Consider the following 20,913-nt stretch of genomic DNA (forward strand, 5'->3'; position numbering starts at 1 on the left):
CGCCACCCCCACTTACGTCTCGGTCGTTCCCACGACGCTGGAACGCACCCGAACGTGGCGACAGTGGCACCGAACAGTCGACCCTCGCCCGCTCCACGGATCCATCGGCGCGTTGATTGCTCGTCGCGTTCGAGTCAGGATACGGATAGCGTACGGTCCCTATACCAATCCACTCGACGCACCAGACGTGACCTATCGTGAACCGCATACTCGTTCCGTTCGACGGATCGCCGCTGTCTCGGCGCGCACTGGAATGGGCGACGACGGCGTTCCCGGACGCGACGGCGATAGCGTTCTACGTCATCGACCAACAGACGGACCCGACGGCGTCGGAGGGATGGGGCGACCACCCCGGCGAGTGGGAGGAGTGGCTCGCGGATCGCGACGACCACGCCCGAGCGCTGTTCGCCGACGCCCGTGACGTCGTGAACGACGACGCGACCCTGGAGACGGGCGTCGGTGTCGGTCGCGTCGTCGCGGAGATACTCGACGCCGTCGACGCGTTCGACGCGGACCTCGTCGTCGTCGGCCTCCACGGCCGGTCGCGGTTCGTCGAGGTGCTACCGGGCGAGACCGCCGAGGCGGTGATGCGGCAGTCGCCCGTCCCGGTGGTGGTCGTCCGGAACCCACCGGCGTCCTGACCGACCGCACCGGTCCGAACCCGCGCGGTCGACCTCGGAGCGCCGGGGTCGCGAGAGTCCGCGACCGCTACCGCGGGTTCCTCGACGACGCTACGGCCGGTGAACACGCGTGACGTGCCCGCCGCACCCGCACTGCTTCACGTACTCGTAGTCGACGGGTCGGTCGAGCGCGTCGCCCCTGGCGTCGTCGAGCGCGGGGTAGAGGTACGTCTCGGGGTGGCCGTGCGCGCGGTGCGTGACGAGGTTGACGTGGGTCCCGCTCGCGGTGTGGTCGATGGCGTCGAGCGCGTGGGCGACGACGAGGTCGGGGTCGTCGGCGTACTGGTCGCGTTCGAGGTTCGCGGACCACGATCCGTCGTGGTCGCGGTCGGTGACGGGTTCGACGTCGTCGGCACCGCGGTCGCTCTTCGAGTCGGGGTCGTCGGCACCGCGGTCGCTCTTCGAATCGGGGTCGTCGACGGTGTGTGCGTCGCTCATGGTCGAACCGAGGTGCCAGAGCACCGAGAGGACACCCCCGAACATGTTCGTCGGAACGTCCACGGACGCCGGTCTCGTCTCGTCGACCATGGAGCAAGTCACACTCGACGACCTGGACGGACGACCGCACGCAGCGGTGTTCGAATCCGGACCGAAGACGGTCCGCCTCGTGCTCGACGCCGGCGACGGCGTCGCCGCCCACACGCACCCCGGGAAGGACGTGCTCTTCCACGTCCTCGACGGCGAGATGGAGGTCGCACTCGACGACGAGTCGACCACGGTGGCGGCCGGCGACGTCCTCCGGTTCGACGGCGAACGCGAGGTCGCACCTACCGCGCTCACGGACGCTCGAGCCCTCGTCGTGCTGGCACCGGGCGCCGACGGCTGAGACCGACCGCGGAAATGTAACGCGACTATTATACCGACGGTGCGAATCGTGACCGTATGGGGTCGAAACGACGCGGAATCCTGACGCTCCTCGCCGGGGTGGGCGTGGTCGCAGTGAAGGGAAGTGACGAAGCGGCGCGGCTGCTCGCCAGAGGCGCCGACGAGTTGCTCGCCAGAGGCGCGCGGTCCGGTGACGAAGGTGGGTCGTCGGCGTCGGGAATCGACGACCTGGCGAGGGCCGGGAAGCGATACTATCGCCGGAAGCGAATCGAGTCGATGCTGAGCGACGAGCAGCGGACCGAAACGTTCCGGCTGCCTTCCGGATATTATGGCGGATATCGCATCGAGACGGGCGTCTACACCGACCTCGAGATCAGTTTCGAGACGCGGTCTGGCACGCCAATCGATGCGTGCGTCTTCGGCGCGGAAGGATTCGAGCGGTACGAGCGTGACGGTGAGTTCGGGAGCCCGGACATCTGGGAGGCGTATCTATCGCAGAGCGACGCGGCCACCGTGACGTTGGAGCCGGATACGGAATACTGGCTCGTGTTCGACAACACGACCGCGGGGTTCGCCCAGCCCGGTGACGAGGACGTGACTGTCGAGACCGACGTGTCACTCGGGCTCGTCCAGTAGCGAACGCGAGCCGTGTCGGTCGGCTTCTGCCCGCTCTCGTCACGAACGTCTCGGACATCGAATCGACCGTCTCTCCCTGGCGAACCAGAGACGAGGGGCGTGGGTCGTCGGGTCCGCTCAGTCCACCGTCGCGGTTCGGTCGGACCCGGGTGTCGTGTCGCTCGTGAGGTGTTCTGCGGCGTAGGCCTCGATGTACTGCATGCGTTCGGGGATCGGGGGGTGGTCGTAGTGGAAGGCCTCGTAGAGCGGGTGCGGGAAGGGGTTCGAGAGGTTCTCGCTGGCGAGCGCGGCGAGCGCGCCTACCATGGGTTGGCCGTCGTTCATGACGTCGACGGCGAACGTGTCGGCTTCGCGTTCGTGCGCGAGCGAGAGCTTGTTCGTGAGCGGCGAGAGCAGCTGGTTGAGCGGGCCGACCCAGAGGAGGCCGAGGAGGAGGCCGGCTGCGGGCGTGCTCTCGACGCTCCCGGTGACGCCGAACATCGCGTACAGCCACGGTTGCGTGGTGAGCCACCAGAGCGCGGCGAGCGTGAGCGCGATGGGGACGGTGCTGGCGAGGAGTTGCTTCCAGATGTGCGAGCGCTTCCAGTGCGCGAGCTCGTGCGCGAGCACGCTCTGGACCTCCGGGATGGACATCTGGTCGACGAGCGTGTCGAAGAGGACGACGCGCTTTGTCTTCCCGAACCCGGAGAAGAACGCGTTCGAGTGCGAGGAGCGCCGGCTGGCGTCCATCTCGTAGATCTGCTCGCACTCGAAGCCCGCGCGGTCGAACACGTCGTCGATGGCGTCACGCAACTCGCCCTCGTCGATGGGGTCGAAGTCGTAGAACAGCGGCATCACGACCCGCGGCAGGAGGACTTGCATGACGACGGCGAACGCGAGGTAGAGCGCGACGCCGACCGCCCACCAGTACGTCGGGAACGCCTGGATGGCCCAGAGGATGGGGAACGCGAGCGCGGTGACGAGGACGACGGTGATGGCGGCGCCGACGAACTTGTCTCGCACCCAGAGTCGCGGCGTCTGGTTGTTGAACCCGAACAGCTCCTCGACGACGAACGTGTCGAACGCGTCGAACGGTGCGCTGAACGCCTGGAGTGCGAGCGCGCCGACGACGACGAGGACGACGCCTTCGACGAGCGTGGCGTCCACGATGGGGACGTTCGGGTCAAGCGCGTCGACGGCTTCGACGACGTCCGCGAACGCACCCGTGTAGAGGACGCCCAGGAGCACGACGAGCCCGATGGCACTCTGGAGGAGCGAGAACCCGGTCTTCGCGCGCTGATAATCGAGGAGTTCGTCGACGTCGGCGACCGCGAGACGCTCGTCCACCCACTCACGCCGATCGCGGACCTCGCTCGCGCCGTACTGGACGTTCACGACCGAGAGCCACCCGAAGAAGACGTCGGTGCCGACGACGAGCAGGAGGAACGCGACGTGCAGCGTTAGCATACGTCGCCCGTTGGTCGTGGACCAGTTTCAATGATACGCATCGACACCGAGAACGACCGTGGGAGGGTATCGACGGGTCACTCCTTCGCTTTGAGGTTGTGAACCACGTCGAGGCGCGCCTCGACCTCGGCCGTGGGTTCGAGCGCGTCCGCGATGACGTCCGCGGACTTGTACGCCATCGGTGCCTCGTCGGCGACGCTCTCGACGACGCTCTCCGAGTAGATGCCGTCCATCGCGGCGGCGAACTCGTCCATCGACACCTCGTCGAACGCCCGCGTGCGACTCATGACGCGTCCGGCGCCGTGGGGGGCGGTCCGGTGGTACTCGTCGTTGCCCTTCCCGCGAGCGATGACCGACCCGTCGGCCATGTTGAACGGGACGAGGAGGCGCTGACCGTCTCGGGCCGGCGTCGCACCCTTCCGGATGGTGAGGTCGCGGAAGTCGACGTAGTTGTGGATGGACTGGAAGCGCTCGACGGGGTCGACCGCGAGCGCGTCACAGATGGCGTCGACCATGACCTCGCGGTTCCACCGCGCGTACTGCTGGGCGAACAGCATGTCCACGAAGTAGCCGTGGGCCTCGCGGCCCTCGAGGTAATCGAGCGCCTCGTTCCGGTCGCCCGCAACGACCGCGTCGTCGTCGGACGCGTCGTCACCGGCCGCGTCGTCGCCTGGCGCGTCGGGCGCCGTCTCCCCGGGTCGGAGTGCGGCGAGCCGGTCGAACGTCTCCTCGATGGCCTTGCCGTCGAACTCCTCGCGGACCTTCGCCTTCCGGATGGCGGACTCGCCCTTCCCACCGGTCAGCCACTCGTAGAGGTCGGTGTCGGAGACCTCGCTGGGGTCGAACTTGAGGTACGGGACGAGGTCGTCGTCGATGCCGTCGCGGAGGCCGGCGTGCTCGCGGCGCTCGGTCGCCCGTTCCTGCCAGTACTCCGCGACCGCGAGCCCGAGGTACCGCGACCCGGAGTGAACGACGACCCAGTGGTCGCCGGCGTCGCGTTCGCGCGCGAACTCCACGAAGTGATTCCCGCCGCCGAGCGTCCCGACGCCACGGATGACGTACCCCATCCCCTGGGGTTTCCGGGAGAGCACGCGCTGGCAGAGCCCCTCGAAGTAGTCGCCGTCGTAGCCGTCGAAGTCGAACTCGAGCGGGTCGACGCGCTCCCCGAACCGCTCGACGTACGCGTCGTCGAACGACTCGAACACGCGGTTCGCGCGGTCGAAGGGAAACTCGTCGACGAGATGCACGGAGTCGTCGTACTCGTGTACCTCGCGCCCCATCGGGACGGCGTCGCGGACCCGACGCTCGCGTTCCGCGTCCGCGAGCGGCAGGTCGTCGCCGAGGTTCGCGGCGGCCATCCCGCAGCCGACGTCGACGCCGACGACGTTCGGGACGATGCGTTCGCCGAGCGGCATCGTGAACCCGACGGGCGCGCCGGCGCCCCAGTGCGTGTCAGGCATCACGCGCACCGGCTCGGTGAACGCGGGATGGTCCACGAGCTCCTGTATCTGCTCGCGGCAGTTCGCCTCGAGCAGCGACTCGTCGTCGACCATGACGCGAGCGGTCGTGTGCTCGCCGTCGATCTCGATGGGCATCGTTCTCGCCCCGTCCTTTCGCCGTCGCCGTAAAGAGCGTGTCGTGAGACTGCGACGCGTTCGCACGGACCGCGTCCGGAACGCGTTTGCGTCGACCGAACCGAGTCCTCAAGCGTCCGTGGCGCGTACCCGAGCGCGTGAGCAGATGGACTGCGGCGGACGTGCAGGCGTACGACGAGCGAGCACCCGCACCGAGTGAGACGCGGACGTTCACGGCGGCGCTCGGGTGCTTCTGGGGCCCGGACGCCGCGTTCGGTACGCTCCCGGGCGTCGTCCGGACGCGCGTCGGGTACGCCGGCGGCACCGACCCGAACCCGACCTACGAGCGAATCGGTGACCACAGCGAGGTCGTTCAGGTCGACTACGATCCCGGCGAGACGACGTTCGCGGCGCTCGTCGACGAAGCGATCGGGCTGCACGACCCGACGCGCCAGCCCGCGAAGCGCCAGTACCACCACGTGCTGTTCTTCGAGAGGGAGCGCGAGCGCGAGGCCATCGAGGACGCGCTCGACGCTCTCGAGGTCCCGTCGGTGGAGACGCGCGTCGAGCCGCTCGACTCGTTCGCGCTCGCGGAACCGTACCATCAGAAGTTCAACCTCCGCGGGAAGCGCTGGGCGACCGACGCCTTCGACGACGCGGACTACGACCGCACCGACGTCCGCGAATCGCCCGCGGCAGCGAAACTCAACGCAGTTCTCGCTGGACGGGACGTCAGCGAATTGGGCGCGCTCGGGAGACGCGACGTAGAGCTCCGGTAGCGCCACGACCCACCAATTGACGGTCCGTTTCCGGAAGAGGTTCTCGCCGCTTTGACCCTCGCGGTCCCGCTGAAGAGTGGTTCTCTCGCGAGTGATGCGCCGGTGGGTAGCCTACTGGCGATGGTCGACCGTGGCGTGCTGGTCGGGTTACCGTCGCAGTACACTGGCCGGTAGTCAGATCTCGGACAAAATTATTTGTGGACGGATGATGTAAATCTAGCTGCCCCTATGTCAGATACCAGTCCGGAAGAAACACACTGGAGGAAAGTGATATGGTTCGTTCCAATTGCTTACCTTATAGGTATTGCAACCGGGTCGTTATATATTCTGAATAGGTTCGCTGACGTCGACGTTCCCCTGGCTGGTACCGATGCGATATTCGTTCTGGGTGTCGTTGCTGTCCTCTTGATATTCCTGGCAACCGTATCGCTCCCGTACGCGCTGCACCGGGACATCCTCTCCCTGGATACTGGGCGGTCCGACGCCGAGTGGGTACCTGACCGCTCGACGTTCGTCCGGAGAGCGCTGTATGGCTTAACAATCCCCGGGCTCACGCTGGTCGTGTCGAGTTACTATCTGTACCAACTACGGAAGAAGTGCTCGCATATCTGAATAGACAGCCCAATATAATTTTTTGAATTTAGGTACTCCTTCTGCGTTGATACCGTATCCAAATTTTTTGCAGTTGGTGTCCGCAAGCAGAGGAACAAGCCAGATTAGTTATTTTTTAATCGTTCCGCTAAAGACATACTAGATAGCTCTAGAAGCCCGTTGGTTGCATATTCAGAATCTAGTCGTGCTTTAATTTCTAGAATCTTATCTTTCTCAATCGGTCCCGTCCCCGAATCATTTTTAACATGGTATAATCAATAAATTACAAATAGTGGAAGCGTTATGCATCTGGTGGGTCCGACATGTCAGAAGCCGAGACACACCTGAATCCGGTGCGAGGTTCGAACGAAGGCATCGTCGTCTACGACGGAAAGTGCGACATCTGTCGGCAGTTGGCATCGCAGATCAACAACAAGACCGGTGAGGACATCTCCATCCTCCCCCTGGAGAGCCCCGAAGCGCAGGGCGTTCTCGAGAAGTACTACACCGGTGACCCGGACCACGACTTCTACTTCGTCAGCGGAGGCACCTGCTCGAAGGGACTACGCGCGGTCCCGAAGATCGTGCAGGCAACCGGAGTTCGGGACTTCGGCGGCCTCATGAGCAAGTACTTCGACCTGAAGTACCTCGCAGACCAGTCCGATGACTGCTCGTGCGACGAGGATCACTCCGCGACGGCCGACACCACCGAGTCTGGCAGTGGCGTGCTCTCTCGCCGCGCCTTCACCGGGATAGCAGCGACCGCCGCCGCGACACTGATGCCGGGGACGGCAGTCGCCAGAGAGAAGGAGCGTCTCAGCCAGGGACCGCCGCGCGACCTGGAGGTCCGTGTCGCAACCGTCACGGAGAACGGACGTGGCGGGTTCGATACGACCATCCGGAACCGACCCGACCTCATCCACGGCCCGCCGTCGTTCGACGAGGCAACCAAGGCGAAGGGCGACGGCAAGTCGACCGCATCCCTCAAGCGGTCGAGCAACGAGACCAACTTCGAAAAGCGTCGCGTCGGCGACAGCGGGGAACTCCGCATCGACAAGGTCTCGACCACGTACGACATCAACGAGGCCAAGCCCGGGATCCAGCGTGCGGCGAGCCTCCAGACGGACGTCGCCGACGACGCCGGGAAGATGGACATCTACAGCGCCGTCGTCGACGGCCGGCGCTTCGAGCTCGCTATCAACGTCGGCCGTGGCCCCGCCGTCCTCGAGGGCGACGAGGCGGACATCGCAACCACGATGGCGTCGAAGGTCCAGCACGACCTCGCCTACCCCACGGTCGACTTCGTGGTCCCCGACCTCGAGAACGCGACCGTCTCCGAGTACATCGAAGCGTACGTGACGGGCGTCGAGCGCCTCCAGACGTTCTATCGGAAGAACAACGTCAGAGAGATGGTCAACGTCTACCAGGACGTCGGTGACTCCCTGCGCGAGACGCAGCGCTCGTTCGCGCGGAACGTGCACGAAGCCGACCTGACGCCGATGTCGAGCTACCTCGGGATCTCCGGTGTCCCGAACTTCGCGCGGTACGCACTCCCGCCGGAGGACTCCCAGTCCGCCGTCGTGCAGGGTGCCGGCTGTGATTCGGGCTGTGGTTGCGGCGTCGACCTGTGTTGTGGCTGCGGCCTCGGCGCGGGCGTTTGCACGGCACCGATCGGGAAGATCTGTGGTTGCTGTATCCTCGAGTGCTCGTGTGACATCATCAACTGCTGTGCGGACATCCTGTGATCCGGTCGCCTGATCGGAGCGTTCGATACCGACGGACGCGGTGACCGCGGGGACGCGGCGTCCCCTGCTTTCATTCTTCGAGGTGGTTGCGCTGGACGACGGCACGCGTTCGAACCGTCGTGAGGAGGTTGAACCGGCCATCGACGATGCCGCCCGGGCGTCGGTCGATGGCTTCGGCGAGGACCGGGACCGCGTGAAGGCGTTCGGCGCGAGGCAGTGAAGGCGGTCGACGCGCCGCAGGGGATCAGTTCCGGACCTTCCGCATCCAGTCGTCGATGGCGTCCCGGTATCCGTGCTTGTCGACGGAGGGGAGCGGGTCGAGCGCGTTGAACTGCGAGACGACGGCGTCGCGAGCGCGCTCCTCGAGACCATCGGGGACGTGGTCGACGTCGGGGTCGCGTTTGTGCGCGACGAGGTCGTCGACGAGCGCGGGGTCACCGGCGTCGACGGCGTCGGCGAGCGCGTGCACGTCGGCCTCGACGTCCTCGTGCTCGAGGACGTACTGCGCGCCGAGCAGGCCGCGGTAGACGTGGAGGAACCGCTTCGCGCTCGGGTCGTAGCCCTCGGTCTTGCCGGGGTCGAGGTACTTGTAGTAGTTCGACTTCGCCATCCCGAGGTACGCGTGCGGGACGTTCATCGGGAGGTGCTCGCGGACGAGCGCGCGGAGCGCGTCCACCTCCAGGGGCATCCCGTTCATCACGACGGGGGCTTCGAGGACGAGTTCGACGACGTTGAAGTTCGCGTCGACGAGCAGCGAGCCGAAGTGCTTGAGTTCGTTGCTCTTCAGGTCGCAGTCGGCGTACGCCTCGAAGCCGTCGGTCGTCCCGTGCACGTTCACCGTCACGTCCGGACGGGGCTCGCTGAGGTACGCGTACTCTTCGGCTGGGACGACGTGCACGCCGCGGACGTCGACGTCGCTGTCGGCGTCCGCGAACCCGAACAGGTGACTGCCGGCGATCGCGTAGAACCGCGGCTGGCGGCGGGTTCCCTTCGCGGCGACGGCGTCGGTGACGTAGTCCCGGATGGCTTCGGCGCTGTACCCGACGTCGAGCTCGTCGAACTCCATGTCCTATCACCTCGTCGCGACCCTGCTCGTGCCGGCCCGGGGCGTGGCACCGCCGACGGCGTCGACGGGCCGCGTCGGCGAGCGGCCGCGATGGTCGCGTCGTCTCCGAGTTCACGTCGCCTCCACGTCAGTGTGTCGTCGCCTCGGTACCACGGCACGCGGAGGGGAGCGACCGAGTGGTGTCGCGTCGGGACCGAGTGGTGTCGCGTCGGGACCGAGTGGTGTCGCGTCGGGACCGCGTGCTGGCGGGGTTCGGACGGGAGCACACAGATGGAGACCACTACTCGTGGTGAGGCGGCGGAGAGCCGCCGAAAACCCCGGGCCGGACGAGTACCGCCAGTTCGGCGGGGGAAGCGGCAAGTTCGCCGGGGGAGCGGTCAGTTCGGTAACCGTAGAAACCTGTTATTGGCGCCTAGGAAAGGCTTAACGTCGTGAGGGCGCTACAACGGTTGAATTCAGGGTATGGGTGAACGGCTCTCTCGAGTCGTCGAGGCACTTGCGGCGTCGGGTGACCCGCGTCTCGACGACGACTACTGGCGGGTGGTGCCCGCGGCCGACGGCCGCGGTGCGGTGGTGCTGGTCGGGGTGGTCCACGACCATCCGGCGAGCGCGCACCGCGTCGCGTCCGTCGTCGCGGAAGCCGCTCCGGACGTACTGGCGCTCGAACTCCCGAATCTCGCGGTCCCGTACTTCGTGGGCCGGACCGCTCGCAGCGAGTCGCCCGCCGCCGGAGCGAGCGACGTCGAGGACGGCCACGCAGTGGCCGACGGCGGCCGGGCCGTGGACAGCGTCGACGAGATGAGCGCCGCCATCGACGCGGCGGCGGCGGATGCGGACGTCGTCGGCGTCGACACGTTCACGTGGCGGTTCTGGCGCGCGTTCCTGGCGCGAGTCACCTCCGGGGAGGTCACTGCGTCCGCGGTTCGTGAGGCGCTCGAGGGCGTCGGCCGCGTCGTCTGGCGCGCGCTCTCGGTCCGGTACGGGTCGGAGGGTGGTCGGCCCGACGGCGACGGGAGCGAGTACGCGGTCGACGCCGCGGACGACCCGGTCGACCAGGCGGCCCACGAACGCTCGCACGTCTCCCGGAGCCGGTCGCTGCTCGGGGCCCTGGAGCGTCCCGCCGGCGACGTGCTGTTCGACGAGGCGCGCGAGGCCACGATGGCCGCGAACGTCGACGCGCTTCGGACGTCGGGGACGGTCGTCGCCGTCGTCGGACTGGCCCACCTCGACGCCGTCACCGACCAGTTGACGGACGTGGAGCGGACCGTCGACTGACGAGGGGGTGGAACTGGACTGGACGGGAGAAGGGCCGAGGGCGGTTGCGCGGACGGTGGTCGTCCGACCGTGACGACCGGAGTCGCCGTCAGAAGCTGGACTTGAGGTGTATCTCGTCGCCCTGTATCTTGTCGACGTTGTCGTGCATGAGCGGGTACACCGTCTCGTTCTCGTCCTCCCAGCCGAGTTTACTCCGGATGGACCCCGAGAGGCCGGTGTCGACCCGCACGTGGGCCTCGTCGCCGGCTATCTTGTCGACTGTGCCGACCATGTCGCCGTCGGCGGTCATTACTTTCTTGCCTTCGTCGCTCGATTTGAATGCTCGTACCATTGTAGTATCCGTCGAGCGAGCGTCCCACCGAGGTTCGCTCGCTTGACGGTCCAACTGTGGCGAGCATCCCGCATCAACATACGCCAGTTACCGGAGGACGCCGTCTCGGTACGAACAGCTAACGATGGCAAGGGCAGGTATCGGCGGGCCAGTCGTCGCGTCGCGGCCAGTATCGGCTCGGCAACTGCCGGGGTGGTGCGAACGAGTCGGGTTCGCGAGCGCGTCCGTCCACTCGCTTTCCGAGGTCGGGTCGCGTCGGACGAGGGTGGGCGTCGAACGTGTTCGCACGCGTGTCCACCGCGTTGGAACGCGCTCTTCCCCTTATGGGTATCACTCGGTAAGGTCGTCTCGTGGAGGAACCCAGAATGATGGACCGACCGAGTCGACGCGACTTCGTTCGTATGGCTGCGGTGAGTACCGCCGTCGCGGTGGCCGGGTGTTCGAGCGGTTCCAGTACGTCGACGTCCGGCGGGGACGGTGATGGCGGCGACGGTGGGGATAGCGGAGACGGCGGGTCGACGTCGTCGAACGACGACGGCTCCGGGTCGAAGTGGACGCAGACGAGTACGGTCGACATGACGGCGAGCCTGAAGTACGCGCCCAAGCGCATCGAGGTGGAGCAGGGGACGACGGTGACGTGGAAGAACACGGGGAACATCGGGCACACCGTCACCGCGTACGAGGACGAGATCCCCGAGGACGCGTCGTACTTCGCGTCGGGCGGGTTCGACTCCCAGCAGGCCGCGGTCGACGGCTACAATAACGACAACGAGGGGAACGTTCCGAAGGGCGAGTCCTACGAGTACACGTTCGAGACGAAAGGGACGTACAAGTACTACTGCGTGCCCCACGAGATGAACGGGATGGTCGGGTACGTGAAGGTCGTCTAAGTGAGGTGACTCGAGATGACGCAATCCTTCGACGACGACGGTGACGGTGCATCGACCGGTGACCTGGACGTGCCGGACCCGACCGAGGTGGTCGCCGAGCACGAGCGCGAGCTCGAGAGCGTGCTCGCGGAGGTCGAGGAACCGACTGGCGCGGACGACAGTCCGACGCTCGAACTCGCCGGGCTGCAACTCGACCGGCGGGACTTCATGAAGGCGGGCGCGGCGACGGGCGCGATGACCGCGCTCGGTGGCTGCGTCGGCGGCCTCACCGACACCGGCGGTAGCGGCGCCGGGACCAGTAGCGGCGGTGGCGGGAAGTCGACCGCCGACCACAAGGTGCCGCCGGGCGAGCACGACGAGTACTACGGCTTCTGGTCGGGCGGTCATTCCGGCGAGATACGCGTGATCGGCATCCCGTCGATGCGCGTCCTCACCCGCATCCCGGTGTTCAACCCCGAGCCGGCGAAGGGCTACGGGTTCGACGACCAGTCAAAGCAGGTGCTGGAGGAAGGCGGCGGGTACTCGTGGGGCGACAACCACCATCCGGCGCTGTCGGAGACCGGCGGCGACTACGACGGCGAGTACCTGTTCGTGAACGACAAGGCGAACGGTCGCATCGCGCGCATCGACCTGAAGTACTTCGAGACGGACGCCATCCTCGACGTCCCGAACGTGCAGGCCGTTCACGGGTTCACCGTGCAGAGTCCGGACACCGAGTACATCTTCGGGAACGGCGAGTTCCGGACGCCCCTGCCCAACGACGGTCGCGACCTCGACAGCCCAGACAGCTACGAGTCGCTGTTCTCCGCGATCGACCCAGAGTCCATGGAGACGCAGTTCCAGGTGCGCGTGGACGGGAACCTCGACATCCTCGACACCGACAAGGACGGTCGGTGGGCTATCGCGTCAGCGTACAACAGCGAGGAGGCCGTGACCATCTCGGGGATGACCCACGACGACCGCGACTACGTGAAGGCGTTCGACGTCCCCGCTATCGAGAAACTCGTCGAGCAGGGCAAGTACGACGAGGAAGTCAACGGCGTCCCCATCGTCGACGGGACGAAGGAGTCGCCACACAATAGCGGCTCGAATCCGATCGTTCGGTACGTGCCGACGCCGAAGAGCCCGCACTGCGTGGAGGTCGGGCCGAACGGGAAGTACGCGTTCGTCGCTGGGAAGCTCTCGCCGACGGTGACGATGCTCGACATCGAGAAGTTGGGCGAGGTGGACGACCCAGCGGATGCGGTCGCGGGTCGGCCGAAGGTCGGTCTCGGGCCGCTGCATACGACGTTCGACGGGAACGGGCACGCGTACACGAGCCTGTTCATCGACTCGCAGGTCGCGAAGTGGGACATCGAGAAGGCCGTCGAGGCCGAGACGGGGTCGACCGAACCGATCCTCGAGAAGCAGGACGTCCACTACAACCCGGGGCACATCCAGGCGGTGGAGGCGATGACGACGGACCCGGACGGCGAGTGGCTCGTCAGCCTGAACAAGCTCTCGAAGGACCGCTTCCTGAACGTCGGCCCCATCCATCCGGACAACGACCAGCTCATCCACATCGGCGAGGGCGAGAAGGAGATGGAGGTCGTCGCCGACCATCCCGCGTATCCCGAGCCCCACGACTGCGTGTTCGCGCACAAGGACAAGATCAGCCCGAAGCGCGTGTACGACAAGGCCGACGTCGACGGCGAGTTCGTCACCGAGTCTGCGAGCGGCGTGGAGCGCACCGGCGAGGAGTCGGTGAACGTGAAGCTGTCCGCGAAACGCTCGGAGTACGGGCTCGCGGACTTCACCGTGAAGGAGGGCGACGAGGTGACGATGACCGTGACGAACATCGAGGGCGTCGCGGACATCGTCCACGGCGTCGCGGTCCCCGAGCACGACGTGCACGTCGCGGTCGCGCCCCAGGACACCCGCGAGGCGACGTTCACGGTCGACGAACCCGGCGTGTACTGGATCTACTGCACGTACTTCTGTAGCGCGCTCCACCTGGAGATGCGCTCGCGGATGCTCGTCGAACCGCGCGACTGACCGCTCGCGTTCGCCGCCAGCGCGCTCGCCCGACCACTGATCGGGTCGGGCACACGCCGCCGTGACCGCCGCACTCCGGAGCGGTCCGGCGCGAACCGAACTCCCCACGAGGTGATTCCCCATGCAACTCCCGAGCATCGACGAGTTCCTCGAACTCAGACGACTGCTGTGCGTGCTCGCAGCGGTGCTGTTCGTCGGCGCGCTCGCGTTCCCGATGTGGACCATCGAGGTGCACGCCGTCCAGTACCCCAACACCGTGCTGCGAGTGGAACTGTTCGCGTACCCCCACGTCGCGGGCGACTACGTGGAGATGGCGCGATTGAACAAGTACATCGGGTTCTACTACCCGGACCCGGTGCTCGTCGAGCCGAACTTCGAGGTGCACGAGAACGCGGTCCGCGTCCCGGAGTGGTCGCTCGGGCCCGTCGCGTTCGTCGGGTGCGCGCTCGCCGGCGTCTTCGTCGCGGTGGCGCCGACCGAGCGCAAGCTCCGCGCGGGCCTGCTCGCGCAGGTCGTCGGGACGGTCGGCGTGTTCGGCGCGATGGTCGCGGACATCCAGTACCGGCTCTACCAGGTCGGGCATTCGCTGGACCCGAACGCGCCCGTGATGGGCGTCGACGGGTTCACGCCGCCGCTGTTCGGCCAGTACTCCGTGGCGAACATCACGAGCTACTCGCGGTTCGGGCTCGGCGCGTACCTCTCGATGGTCGCCATCGCCGTGCTCGTGCTCGCGTACCGCTATCGCGATTCGACGGCGACGCCCCGCGACCTCGTCGTCGCCGCCGGCACCGCACGCCCCGTCCTGGGCACGCTGAAGCTCCTGCCGGTCGTCGACTACCCGCCCGAGGCACCCGGGAGCGACAGCTCGGCCGACGGTCGCGCTCCGGGCAGCGGCGACGAACCGGTCGCCGTCGACGGCTTCGGCGACGGCGAAGATCCCGAACGCGTCGAGCGCCCGACGGGGCGTCGTCCGCGCGACGCCGATGGCGCACCGGGACGGGACCGCGGCGGTCGCGGTGGCGTCGGAGGTGACTGAGATGCCCTCGTGGAGCATCGCCGCTCGCGTTCCCCCCGTCGACGTCCTGGTCGAACGCGGGTTCGCGGTCGCCGCGGTCGTCGCGGTCGCGGCGCTCGTCGTCGTCGGCGCGGTCGCGCCGGCCGTGACGGGCGCGAGCGGGGCCCCCCAGATGGCGACCGGTGGCGTCGAGGACCGAGCGGCGAGCCATCCGCCGCTCGCGTACGACGCGCCCGTCGAGGAGCGCGACGTGGACTTCGACCCGCCGACGCGCGACGGCGAGGTCCGCGTCGACGGCGAGCGCTTCGAGACGCTCGCGGCCGCGCTCGACGCCGCGACGCCGGGGGCGACCGTCGTCGTGGACGGCGTCGTCGAGGGGAACGTCACCGTCACGACGCCGAACGTGACGATACGGAGCGCCGACGGCGGTTGGGGGGTCGTCGACGGCCACGGGAGCGGTGACGTGCTCACCATCGAGGCCGACGACGTCACGGTCTCGCGGCTCTGGGTCCGGAACTCGGGGCGCGACGCCGCCGGGAACGACGCCGGCGTCTGGATAGCGGGCGACGACGTCGTCGTCCGCGACAGTCGCGTCACCGAAACCACGTTCGGCGTCTGGGTCGACGGCACGAGCGGCGCCGTGGTCGCGAACACGACCATCGTCGGCCGCGACCAGGTCGCCGACCGCGCCGAACGCGGGAACGGGATCCAGCTCTGGCGCGCCGAGGACGCTCGCGTCCGCGACAACCGCATCACGGACGCTCGCGACGGCATCTACTACTCGTGGGCGAGCGACGTGGTCGCGACCGGGAACGCGCTCTGGGACCTCCGGTACGGCGTCCACTACATGTACAGCGACGACTGCGTCCTCAGGGAGAACGCCGCGTTCGGGAACGACGTCGGGTACGCGCTCATGGTCAGCGAGGACCTCGTCATCGCGAACAACACCGCCGTGAACAACACCGGGCGGTCGGGGCACGGCCTGATGGTGAAGTCCATCGACGACTCCACCATCACCGGGAATCACCTCGTGGGGAACGACAGGGGCCTGTTCGTGTACAACTCGCTGCACAACGAGCTCGCGTACAACCTCGTGCTCGCGAACGACGTCGGCGTGCACCTCTCGGCGGGCAGCACGGACGAGCGCGTGCATCACAACTCGTTCGTCGACAACCGCGACCCGGTGCTGGCGGACGTCGGCGAACACGTCGTCTGGAACGAGTCCGCGGGGAACTACTGGGCGGACGCGACCGTGCGTGACGTCGACGACGACGGCGTGAGCGAGGTCCGGCATCGACCCGAGGGACTCGTCGACAGCCTGGCGCGCGAGCACCCGCTCGTCGCGGTGTTCGCGCGCTCGCCCGCGGTCGGCGTGCTCGAGCTCGCGGAGAGCCAGGTGCCGCTCGTCCGCTCGCCGGGCGTGGTCGACGAACGACCGCTCGCGACGCCGGTTCACGACTGGAGGCGATACTATGATCGAGATTAGGAACGTCACGAAGGCGTACGGCGACGTGGTGGCGCTCGACGGCGCGTCGATGTCCGTCGACGAGGGAGCGACGGTCGGACTCGTCGGGACGAACGGTGCTGGGAAGACGACGCTGTTCCGCCTGCTCGTCGGGCACGCGACGCCCGACGACGGGACGGTCCGGGTCGCCGGGCGCGAACCGACCGAAGGGCCCGCGCTCCGCGAGCGCGTCGGGTTCGTCCCCGAGGACGCGGCGTTCGACCCGCGGCTCACCGGCCGTGAGGTCCTCGAGCTGCACGCGCGCCTCCGCGGCGTCCCGGGCGACGACCGGGCGGAGCGCGTCGAGCGCGTGCTCGCGACGGTCGGCCTCGCCGACGCCGCGGACCGCCGCGTCGAGGGATACTCGAACGGGATGACCCAGCGGCTCGCGGTCGGGACCGCGCTCGTCCGCCGTCCGGCCGTCCTCCTGCTGGACGAACCGACCGCCGCGCTGGACCCGCGCGGCGTCGAGGCGCTGCATCGGGTCGTCGACCGCATCCGCGAACGCACGAGCACCACCATCGTCGTCTCCAGTCACGTCCTCGACGAGGTCGACCGGCTCTGCGAGCGCGTCGTCGTCCTCGACGACGGCCGGGTGCAGGCGCGCGGGTCGGTCGCGGACCTCGCGACTGACGCTGCCGACGCCGTCGAGGTGCGCTTGCGGCCGGTGGACGGCGACGCGCGTCGCGCCGCCCACGACGCCGTCAGGGACGCGATAGCCGACGCGCCGTCGGACGGCGCGGTCGAGTCCCGCGGCTGTACGCTCGTCGTCGAGTGCCACCGGGCGGTCGCGTTCGACGTCGTTGCGGCGGCCCGTGACGCCGCCGCGCTCGACGGGTTCGAGGTCGAGGAGCCAGGGCTCGAGGACGCGTTCGCGGCCGCGGTCGACGACGCTGCGATGGTCGACGACCCCGCAGTCGCGACGACGAACGGAGGTGATCGTGCGTGACCGCTCCAGATGACGAGCCGACGCGGGGCGGCGGCGAGTCCGACGCCCGCGGCCCGCGACCCGATGGGGGTGTCGGCGAGGTGCCGGACACCGGCGTCGGCCGAGCGCTCGCGTCGCGGCGCGTCCGCGACGACGGTGCCGCCTCCGAGACGGAACGACCGCTGACGGGGCGAGAGGCGAGCGAACGCACAGCGTCGACGGGACGGGCCGCGTCGCGCCGCGAAGCGGTCGTGGGGTTCGCGCGCCGCGAATATCGCGTCGCGGCGCGGTCGCGGTGGCCGGTCGGGCTCGCGGCGCTGTTCGCGGCGTTCACCGTCGGCGTCGTGCAGTACGGCGCGAGCGGTGCCGGCGCGAGCACGGTTCCGGCGGTCGTCGCGTCCGTCGCCGCGTTGTCGACGTACGTCGTCCCGCTCGCCGCGCTCGCGTTCGGGTACGCGACCGTCGTCGGCCCTGCGACCCGCGGCGAGCTCGACGTACTGTACGCGCTCCCGGTCCCGCGCTGGACCGTCGTCGTCGGCGCCTTCGCCGGTCGCGCGCTCACGTTCACCGGCGCGGTCTGCATCGGGTACGCGTTCGGTGGCGCCGCGCTCTACCGCGTCGGCGGCCTCGACGCCGTGAACGCGTTCCTGCCGACGGTCGCCGCGGCCGTCCTCGCGGGCGTCGCGTTCCTCGCGATAGCGGTGCTGGTGTCGACCGTGGCGGGCGAGAAGGCGAGCGCACTCGGTGGCGTGCTCCTCGCGTGGGCGTGGTTCGTCCTCGTCCACGACGTGGTCTCGCTCACCGCGGTCGTCGTCCTCGACCTGCCCGCGAGCGCACTCGCGGCGCTCGTCGCCGCGAACCCAGCGGACTGCCTGCGCGTCCTCGGGATGGCCGGCGTCCCCAGCGCAAGTGGCGCAGCAGGGGCGCTCGGCGCGACCGCGGTTTCGGTACCGGTTGTCGTCGTCGCCCTACTTGCGTGGATAACGCTCGCACTCGCCGCCGCAGCACGGAGCACCTCGACCCGCTGAGCGAGAAGACGGACTCCGAGTCCCATCCGGCCACATCGCACGGGAGCAACGACGCGACCGAGATAGTATCAGATACATTCGTATATATGTATTCTTATGGTTGGGCGGCTTTCGATTGTGCTTCGGAACCAACACGGCGGTCAGTGCGAGTCGAGGGCGACAGCGCGCCCGTCCTCACTCGTCGTTCGCGACCGCGATGTTCACGTACTGGATGAAGAACTCCATGATGTGCTGTTCCGCTTTCCTGAGATGCTGTGACGCCGTGGTCTTGGCGATTCCGAGGTCGTCTGCGATCTCCTGAAGCGTGCTCCCGCGTGGGATATCGAAGTAGCCCGCTTCCAAGGCCTTGTTGAGCACCATGCGACGACGCGGGGTGATGGTCTCGAACACCTCGCTCCACTCCGTGACGCTCGGCGTAATCTGGCGCTGGAAGTCCGACGAGACGTACTCGATCTTGACCGGGCCGAAGCGCTCCAGCAGACTGACAGCCTCGGACAAATCCTCCCGCGTTGTCAATAGAAGGTCGAAGCTTTCTTTCCCATTACGCAACTCGCCGAACCCACCGAGTGGGATGAATCCCTCGTGCAGCAACAGCTGGAGGGGCGTGTACTCGAAGTGCTGACTGCGGATGAAGAGGGTCGCCGAGAGCCGGTCGACCCCGCCGATGGAGTACCGCTCGAGGACGTCGATGGACGTCGTCGATTCGTGTTCTCGGATGGTCTCGACGACGTCGTCGTAGTCGTCCTCGGCGACCTCCAGCGCCAGCAGTCCGAAGTACCGGCGGTCGCGGAACGTCGACGCGAGGAACTCGCCGGAGACGTCGTACGCGGCGAGGCTACTGGTCCAGTCGTCCTCGTATCGGACGCTTAGCTTCGCGGTTAACATCGATCTCTCGAATCGGAGTTCCGGTCGAGGTCGTTCATCGGGCGTCAGTCCACATCGTCACCGCGACGGGATGAGTGTTGCCCGCGTCAGTTCGCGCCGTTCGGAGGCTTCGAGCGCGTCGTCGATGTCCTCGAGCGAGAACTCGGCGTCGATGAGCTGCTCGTAGGGGTAGTCGTCGATGGTGTTCGCGAGGAGTTCGAGCGCGTCGTAGAGCACCCACGGGTCGTACTCGACGGCGGTCGTGATGTCGATGGACTTCCGCGTGAGCTTCCCAGGGTCGAAGTCGACTTCGTGGCCGGGGCGGACGTTCCCCATCTCCAGGTAGCGCCCGCCCTTCCGGAGCAGTTCGATGCCTTCGACGAACGCTTCGGGGACGCCCGCGACCTCGATGGCGACGTCGGCGCCGACGCCGTCCGTGATCTCGTCGACGCGGGCGCTGCGTGCCTCGACGGAGTCGAGTTCGCGGAAGTCGATGACGTGGTCCGCTCCGAAGGCCTCGGCCTGGTCGAGGCGCTCGTCGACACCGTCGATGACGATGGTCTCCGCACCGAACTCGTTCGCGACGACCGTCGCGTTGAGGCCCAGCCCGCCCGCGCCCTGGACGACGACGGTATCGTTGTAGTCCACGCCGACCTCCTCGATACCGAACAGCACCTGCGAGAGCGCGCAGTTCGCGGCGGCGGCGACGTTGGGGTTGGCCTCGAGTTCCTCGGGGAGCTTGTAGAAGTGGTTGTCCGGGTAGATGTAGTAGTGCGTTCCCCAGGGCGCGTGGAAGTGCGGCCAGATCTCCGGCGACTTCCCGGTGTGTTCGTAGTCGTTGTCGCACGCGTAGAACTCGCCTCGTCGACAATACTCACAGGACTGGCACGTCTGGAAGTAGACCGGGGCGACCAGGTCGCCTTCCGCCACGGGGGTCCCGGCGCTGTCGGTCTCGACGTTCTCGCCGAGGTCGCTGATGCGACAGACGGCCTCGTGGCCGAGTACGCAGTCCTTGAGCGGGTGGTCGCCCTTCCAGACGTGGAGTTCGGACCCGCAGACGTTCGAGCGGACGACCTCCGTCACGACGGCGTTCGGGTCGGGTTCCGGGACCGGGTACTCGCGGAATTCGACGTCTCTCGGCCCGTCGAGGTAGACGAGGTGCCCGGTCTCGCCGTCGGCGCTCGGTCCGCTTGAGTCGGTGCTCATTCTGCCTCTGCGCGGACGTTGGGGACGTCCGCCGGGAGTTCGTCCACGTAGCCGCGGTAGTCGAGGTAGGCGCGGAAGGCGACGATCTCGTCGTCGTCGTTGAACTCCATCACGTCGCACAGCGGGACGCCGTTCGCTTCGCGCCCGACGGTGGTCTCGCCGTCGAGATACCCCTCACAGATGACAGTACTCCCGTCCTGATGGAAGTTCGTCATGTGGTGTTCGCCGCCGGTGAAGAACTCGGCGTTGTCGTCGTAGAACTGGCGGATGTCCGCCAGACCGCGGACGACGCCCGCCCGCGAGGAGTGAACGACTGGATCCTCACCGTACAGTTCCATGACGTCGTCTGTTCCCGCGTCCGCACTGTCCATCAGTTCGAAGTACCGTTTGGCAACGTCGACGCTCATCACTACAGACGAATGCCACGTGGTCCCATACTACTTGAGGCGAACATGGTTCCGCGTTTTTATACCCGCACCGGGACGCGGTTCGATGG

General features: G+C 67.4%; 22 protein-coding genes. 14 read left to right on the top strand and 8 right to left on the bottom strand.

What is annotated here, in order from left to right:
• Positions 1 to 197: 197 nt before the first annotated feature.
• Complete coding sequence (locus VYJ16_RS15085; protein ID WP_336351141.1) at positions 198 to 641, top strand: universal stress protein; 444 nt, start codon at positions 198 to 200, stop codon at positions 639 to 641.
• Positions 642 to 731: 90 nt separating this feature from the next.
• Here VYJ16_RS15085 and VYJ16_RS15090 read toward each other — a convergent pair whose 3' ends face one another.
• On the bottom strand, positions 732 to 1,118 hold the full coding sequence (locus VYJ16_RS15090; RefSeq protein ID WP_379762703.1) for a CGCGG family putative rSAM-modified RiPP protein: 387 nt from the start codon (positions 1,116 to 1,118) through the stop codon (positions 732 to 734).
• Between the two features lie 88 nt (positions 1,119 to 1,206).
• Between VYJ16_RS15090 and VYJ16_RS15095 the strand changes: the two genes are divergently transcribed.
• Together VYJ16_RS15095 and VYJ16_RS15100 are read left to right on the top strand one after the other, a co-directional pair.
• Positions 1,207 to 1,506 (top strand): cupin domain-containing protein, encoded by a 300-nt coding sequence (locus tag VYJ16_RS15095; RefSeq protein WP_336351142.1) that lies wholly within the window; start codon positions 1,207 to 1,209, stop codon positions 1,504 to 1,506.
• 56 nt (positions 1,507 to 1,562) lie between these two features.
• Positions 1,563 to 2,141 carry a hypothetical protein gene (locus tag VYJ16_RS15100; RefSeq protein ID WP_336351143.1) on the top strand — a complete coding sequence of 193 codons (579 nt, stop codon included), beginning with the start codon at positions 1,563 to 1,565 and terminating at the stop codon, positions 2,139 to 2,141.
• A gap of 117 nt (positions 2,142 to 2,258) precedes the next feature.
• On the opposite strand, the gene VYJ16_RS15105 is transcribed toward VYJ16_RS15100, so the two are convergent.
• Both VYJ16_RS15105 and VYJ16_RS15110 read right to left on the bottom strand, forming a co-directional pair.
• Complete coding sequence (locus VYJ16_RS15105) at positions 2,259 to 3,587, bottom strand: M48 family metallopeptidase (RefSeq protein ID WP_336351144.1); 1,329 nt, start codon at positions 3,585 to 3,587, stop codon at positions 2,259 to 2,261.
• A gap of 77 nt (positions 3,588 to 3,664) precedes the next feature.
• On the bottom strand, positions 3,665 to 5,182 hold the full coding sequence (locus VYJ16_RS15110; RefSeq protein ID WP_336351145.1) for an RtcB family protein: 1,518 nt from the start codon (positions 5,180 to 5,182) through the stop codon (positions 3,665 to 3,667).
• Between the two features lie 137 nt (positions 5,183 to 5,319).
• Between VYJ16_RS15110 and VYJ16_RS15115 the strand changes: the two genes are divergently transcribed.
• From VYJ16_RS15115 to VYJ16_RS15130, 4 genes are all read left to right on the top strand, one after another.
• Entirely contained in the window at positions 5,320 to 5,940 is a 621-nt protein-coding gene (locus tag VYJ16_RS15115) for a peptide-methionine (S)-S-oxide reductase (RefSeq protein WP_336351146.1), read from the top strand.
• Positions 5,941 to 6,168: 228 nt separating this feature from the next.
• Entirely contained in the window at positions 6,169 to 6,552 is a 384-nt protein-coding gene (locus VYJ16_RS15120; RefSeq protein ID WP_336351147.1) for a hypothetical protein, read from the top strand.
• Positions 6,553 to 6,854: 302 nt separating this feature from the next.
• A complete protein-coding gene (locus tag VYJ16_RS15125) occupies positions 6,855 to 8,276 on the top strand; it encodes a hypothetical protein (RefSeq protein WP_336351148.1) in 1,422 nt (473 codons plus the stop codon).
• 40 nt (positions 8,277 to 8,316) lie between these two features.
• Positions 8,317 to 8,496, top strand: coding sequence for a hypothetical protein (locus VYJ16_RS15130; RefSeq protein WP_336351149.1), 180 nt, complete (start codon positions 8,317 to 8,319; stop codon positions 8,494 to 8,496).
• Positions 8,497 to 8,520: 24 nt separating this feature from the next.
• Here the strand turns inward: VYJ16_RS15130 and VYJ16_RS15135 are convergent, their stop codons facing one another.
• Positions 8,521 to 9,342 carry a nucleotidyltransferase domain-containing protein gene (locus VYJ16_RS15135; RefSeq protein ID WP_336351150.1) on the bottom strand — a complete coding sequence of 274 codons (822 nt, stop codon included), beginning with the start codon at positions 9,340 to 9,342 and terminating at the stop codon, positions 8,521 to 8,523.
• Positions 9,343 to 9,804: 462 nt separating this feature from the next.
• Between VYJ16_RS15135 and VYJ16_RS15140 the strand changes: the two genes are divergently transcribed.
• A complete protein-coding gene (locus VYJ16_RS15140) occupies positions 9,805 to 10,617 on the top strand; it encodes a hypothetical protein (RefSeq protein ID WP_336351151.1) in 813 nt (270 codons plus the stop codon).
• A gap of 88 nt (positions 10,618 to 10,705) precedes the next feature.
• Here VYJ16_RS15140 and VYJ16_RS15145 read toward each other — a convergent pair whose 3' ends face one another.
• A complete protein-coding gene (locus VYJ16_RS15145; RefSeq protein ID WP_336351152.1) occupies positions 10,706 to 10,906 on the bottom strand; it encodes a hypothetical protein in 201 nt (66 codons plus the stop codon).
• Between the two features lie 407 nt (positions 10,907 to 11,313).
• Here VYJ16_RS15145 and VYJ16_RS15150 point away from each other — a divergent pair, with 407 nt between their 5' ends.
• From VYJ16_RS15150 to VYJ16_RS15175, 6 genes are all read left to right on the top strand, one after another.
• Positions 11,314 to 11,838 carry a plastocyanin/azurin family copper-binding protein gene (locus VYJ16_RS15150; protein WP_379762564.1) on the top strand — a complete coding sequence of 175 codons (525 nt, stop codon included), beginning with the start codon at positions 11,314 to 11,316 and terminating at the stop codon, positions 11,836 to 11,838.
• A 15-nt stretch (positions 11,839 to 11,853) separates the two neighbouring features.
• A complete protein-coding gene (gene nosZ, locus VYJ16_RS15155) occupies positions 11,854 to 13,872 on the top strand; it encodes a TAT-dependent nitrous-oxide reductase (RefSeq protein WP_336351153.1) in 2,019 nt (672 codons plus the stop codon).
• A gap of 121 nt (positions 13,873 to 13,993) precedes the next feature.
• Positions 13,994 to 14,908, top strand: coding sequence for a hypothetical protein (locus VYJ16_RS15160; RefSeq protein ID WP_336351154.1), 915 nt, complete (start codon positions 13,994 to 13,996; stop codon positions 14,906 to 14,908).
• Position 14,909: 1 nt separating this feature from the next.
• Positions 14,910 to 16,373, top strand: coding sequence for a nitrous oxide reductase family maturation protein NosD (nosD, locus tag VYJ16_RS15165; protein ID WP_379762705.1), 1,464 nt, complete (start codon positions 14,910 to 14,912; stop codon positions 16,371 to 16,373).
• The gene (locus VYJ16_RS15170) at positions 16,360 to 17,340 is read left to right on the top strand and encodes an ABC transporter ATP-binding protein (protein ID WP_336351156.1); all 981 of its coding nucleotides are present in this window, start codon (positions 16,360 to 16,362) and stop codon (positions 17,338 to 17,340) included. Before nosD ends, VYJ16_RS15170 begins: the two co-directional genes overlap by 14 nt.
• Complete coding sequence (locus VYJ16_RS15175; RefSeq protein WP_336351157.1) at positions 17,337 to 18,347, top strand: ABC transporter permease; 1,011 nt, start codon at positions 17,337 to 17,339, stop codon at positions 18,345 to 18,347. Before VYJ16_RS15170 ends, VYJ16_RS15175 begins: the two co-directional genes overlap by 4 nt.
• Positions 18,348 to 18,521: 174 nt before the next feature.
• On the opposite strand, the gene VYJ16_RS15180 is transcribed toward VYJ16_RS15175, so the two are convergent.
• From VYJ16_RS15180 to VYJ16_RS15190, 3 genes are read right to left on the bottom strand one after another with little or no spacing between them, the layout of a single operon-like run.
• Positions 18,522 to 19,232, bottom strand: coding sequence for a helix-turn-helix domain-containing protein (locus tag VYJ16_RS15180; RefSeq protein ID WP_336351158.1), 711 nt, complete (start codon positions 19,230 to 19,232; stop codon positions 18,522 to 18,524).
• A 57-nt stretch (positions 19,233 to 19,289) separates the two neighbouring features.
• Positions 19,290 to 20,417 carry a zinc-binding dehydrogenase gene (locus tag VYJ16_RS15185; RefSeq protein ID WP_336351159.1) on the bottom strand — a complete coding sequence of 376 codons (1,128 nt, stop codon included), beginning with the start codon at positions 20,415 to 20,417 and terminating at the stop codon, positions 19,290 to 19,292.
• Positions 20,414 to 20,824, bottom strand: a complete 411-nt coding sequence (locus VYJ16_RS15190) for a nuclear transport factor 2 family protein (protein WP_336351160.1) — start codon at positions 20,822 to 20,824, stop codon at positions 20,414 to 20,416. Before VYJ16_RS15190 ends, VYJ16_RS15185 begins: the two co-directional genes overlap by 4 nt.
• Positions 20,825 to 20,913: the final 89 nt, after the last annotated feature.

This window comes from Halorubellus litoreus, assembly GCF_037081675.1.
Classification (GTDB): Archaea; Halobacteriota; Halobacteria; order Halobacteriales; family Natrialbaceae; genus Halorubellus; species Halorubellus litoreus.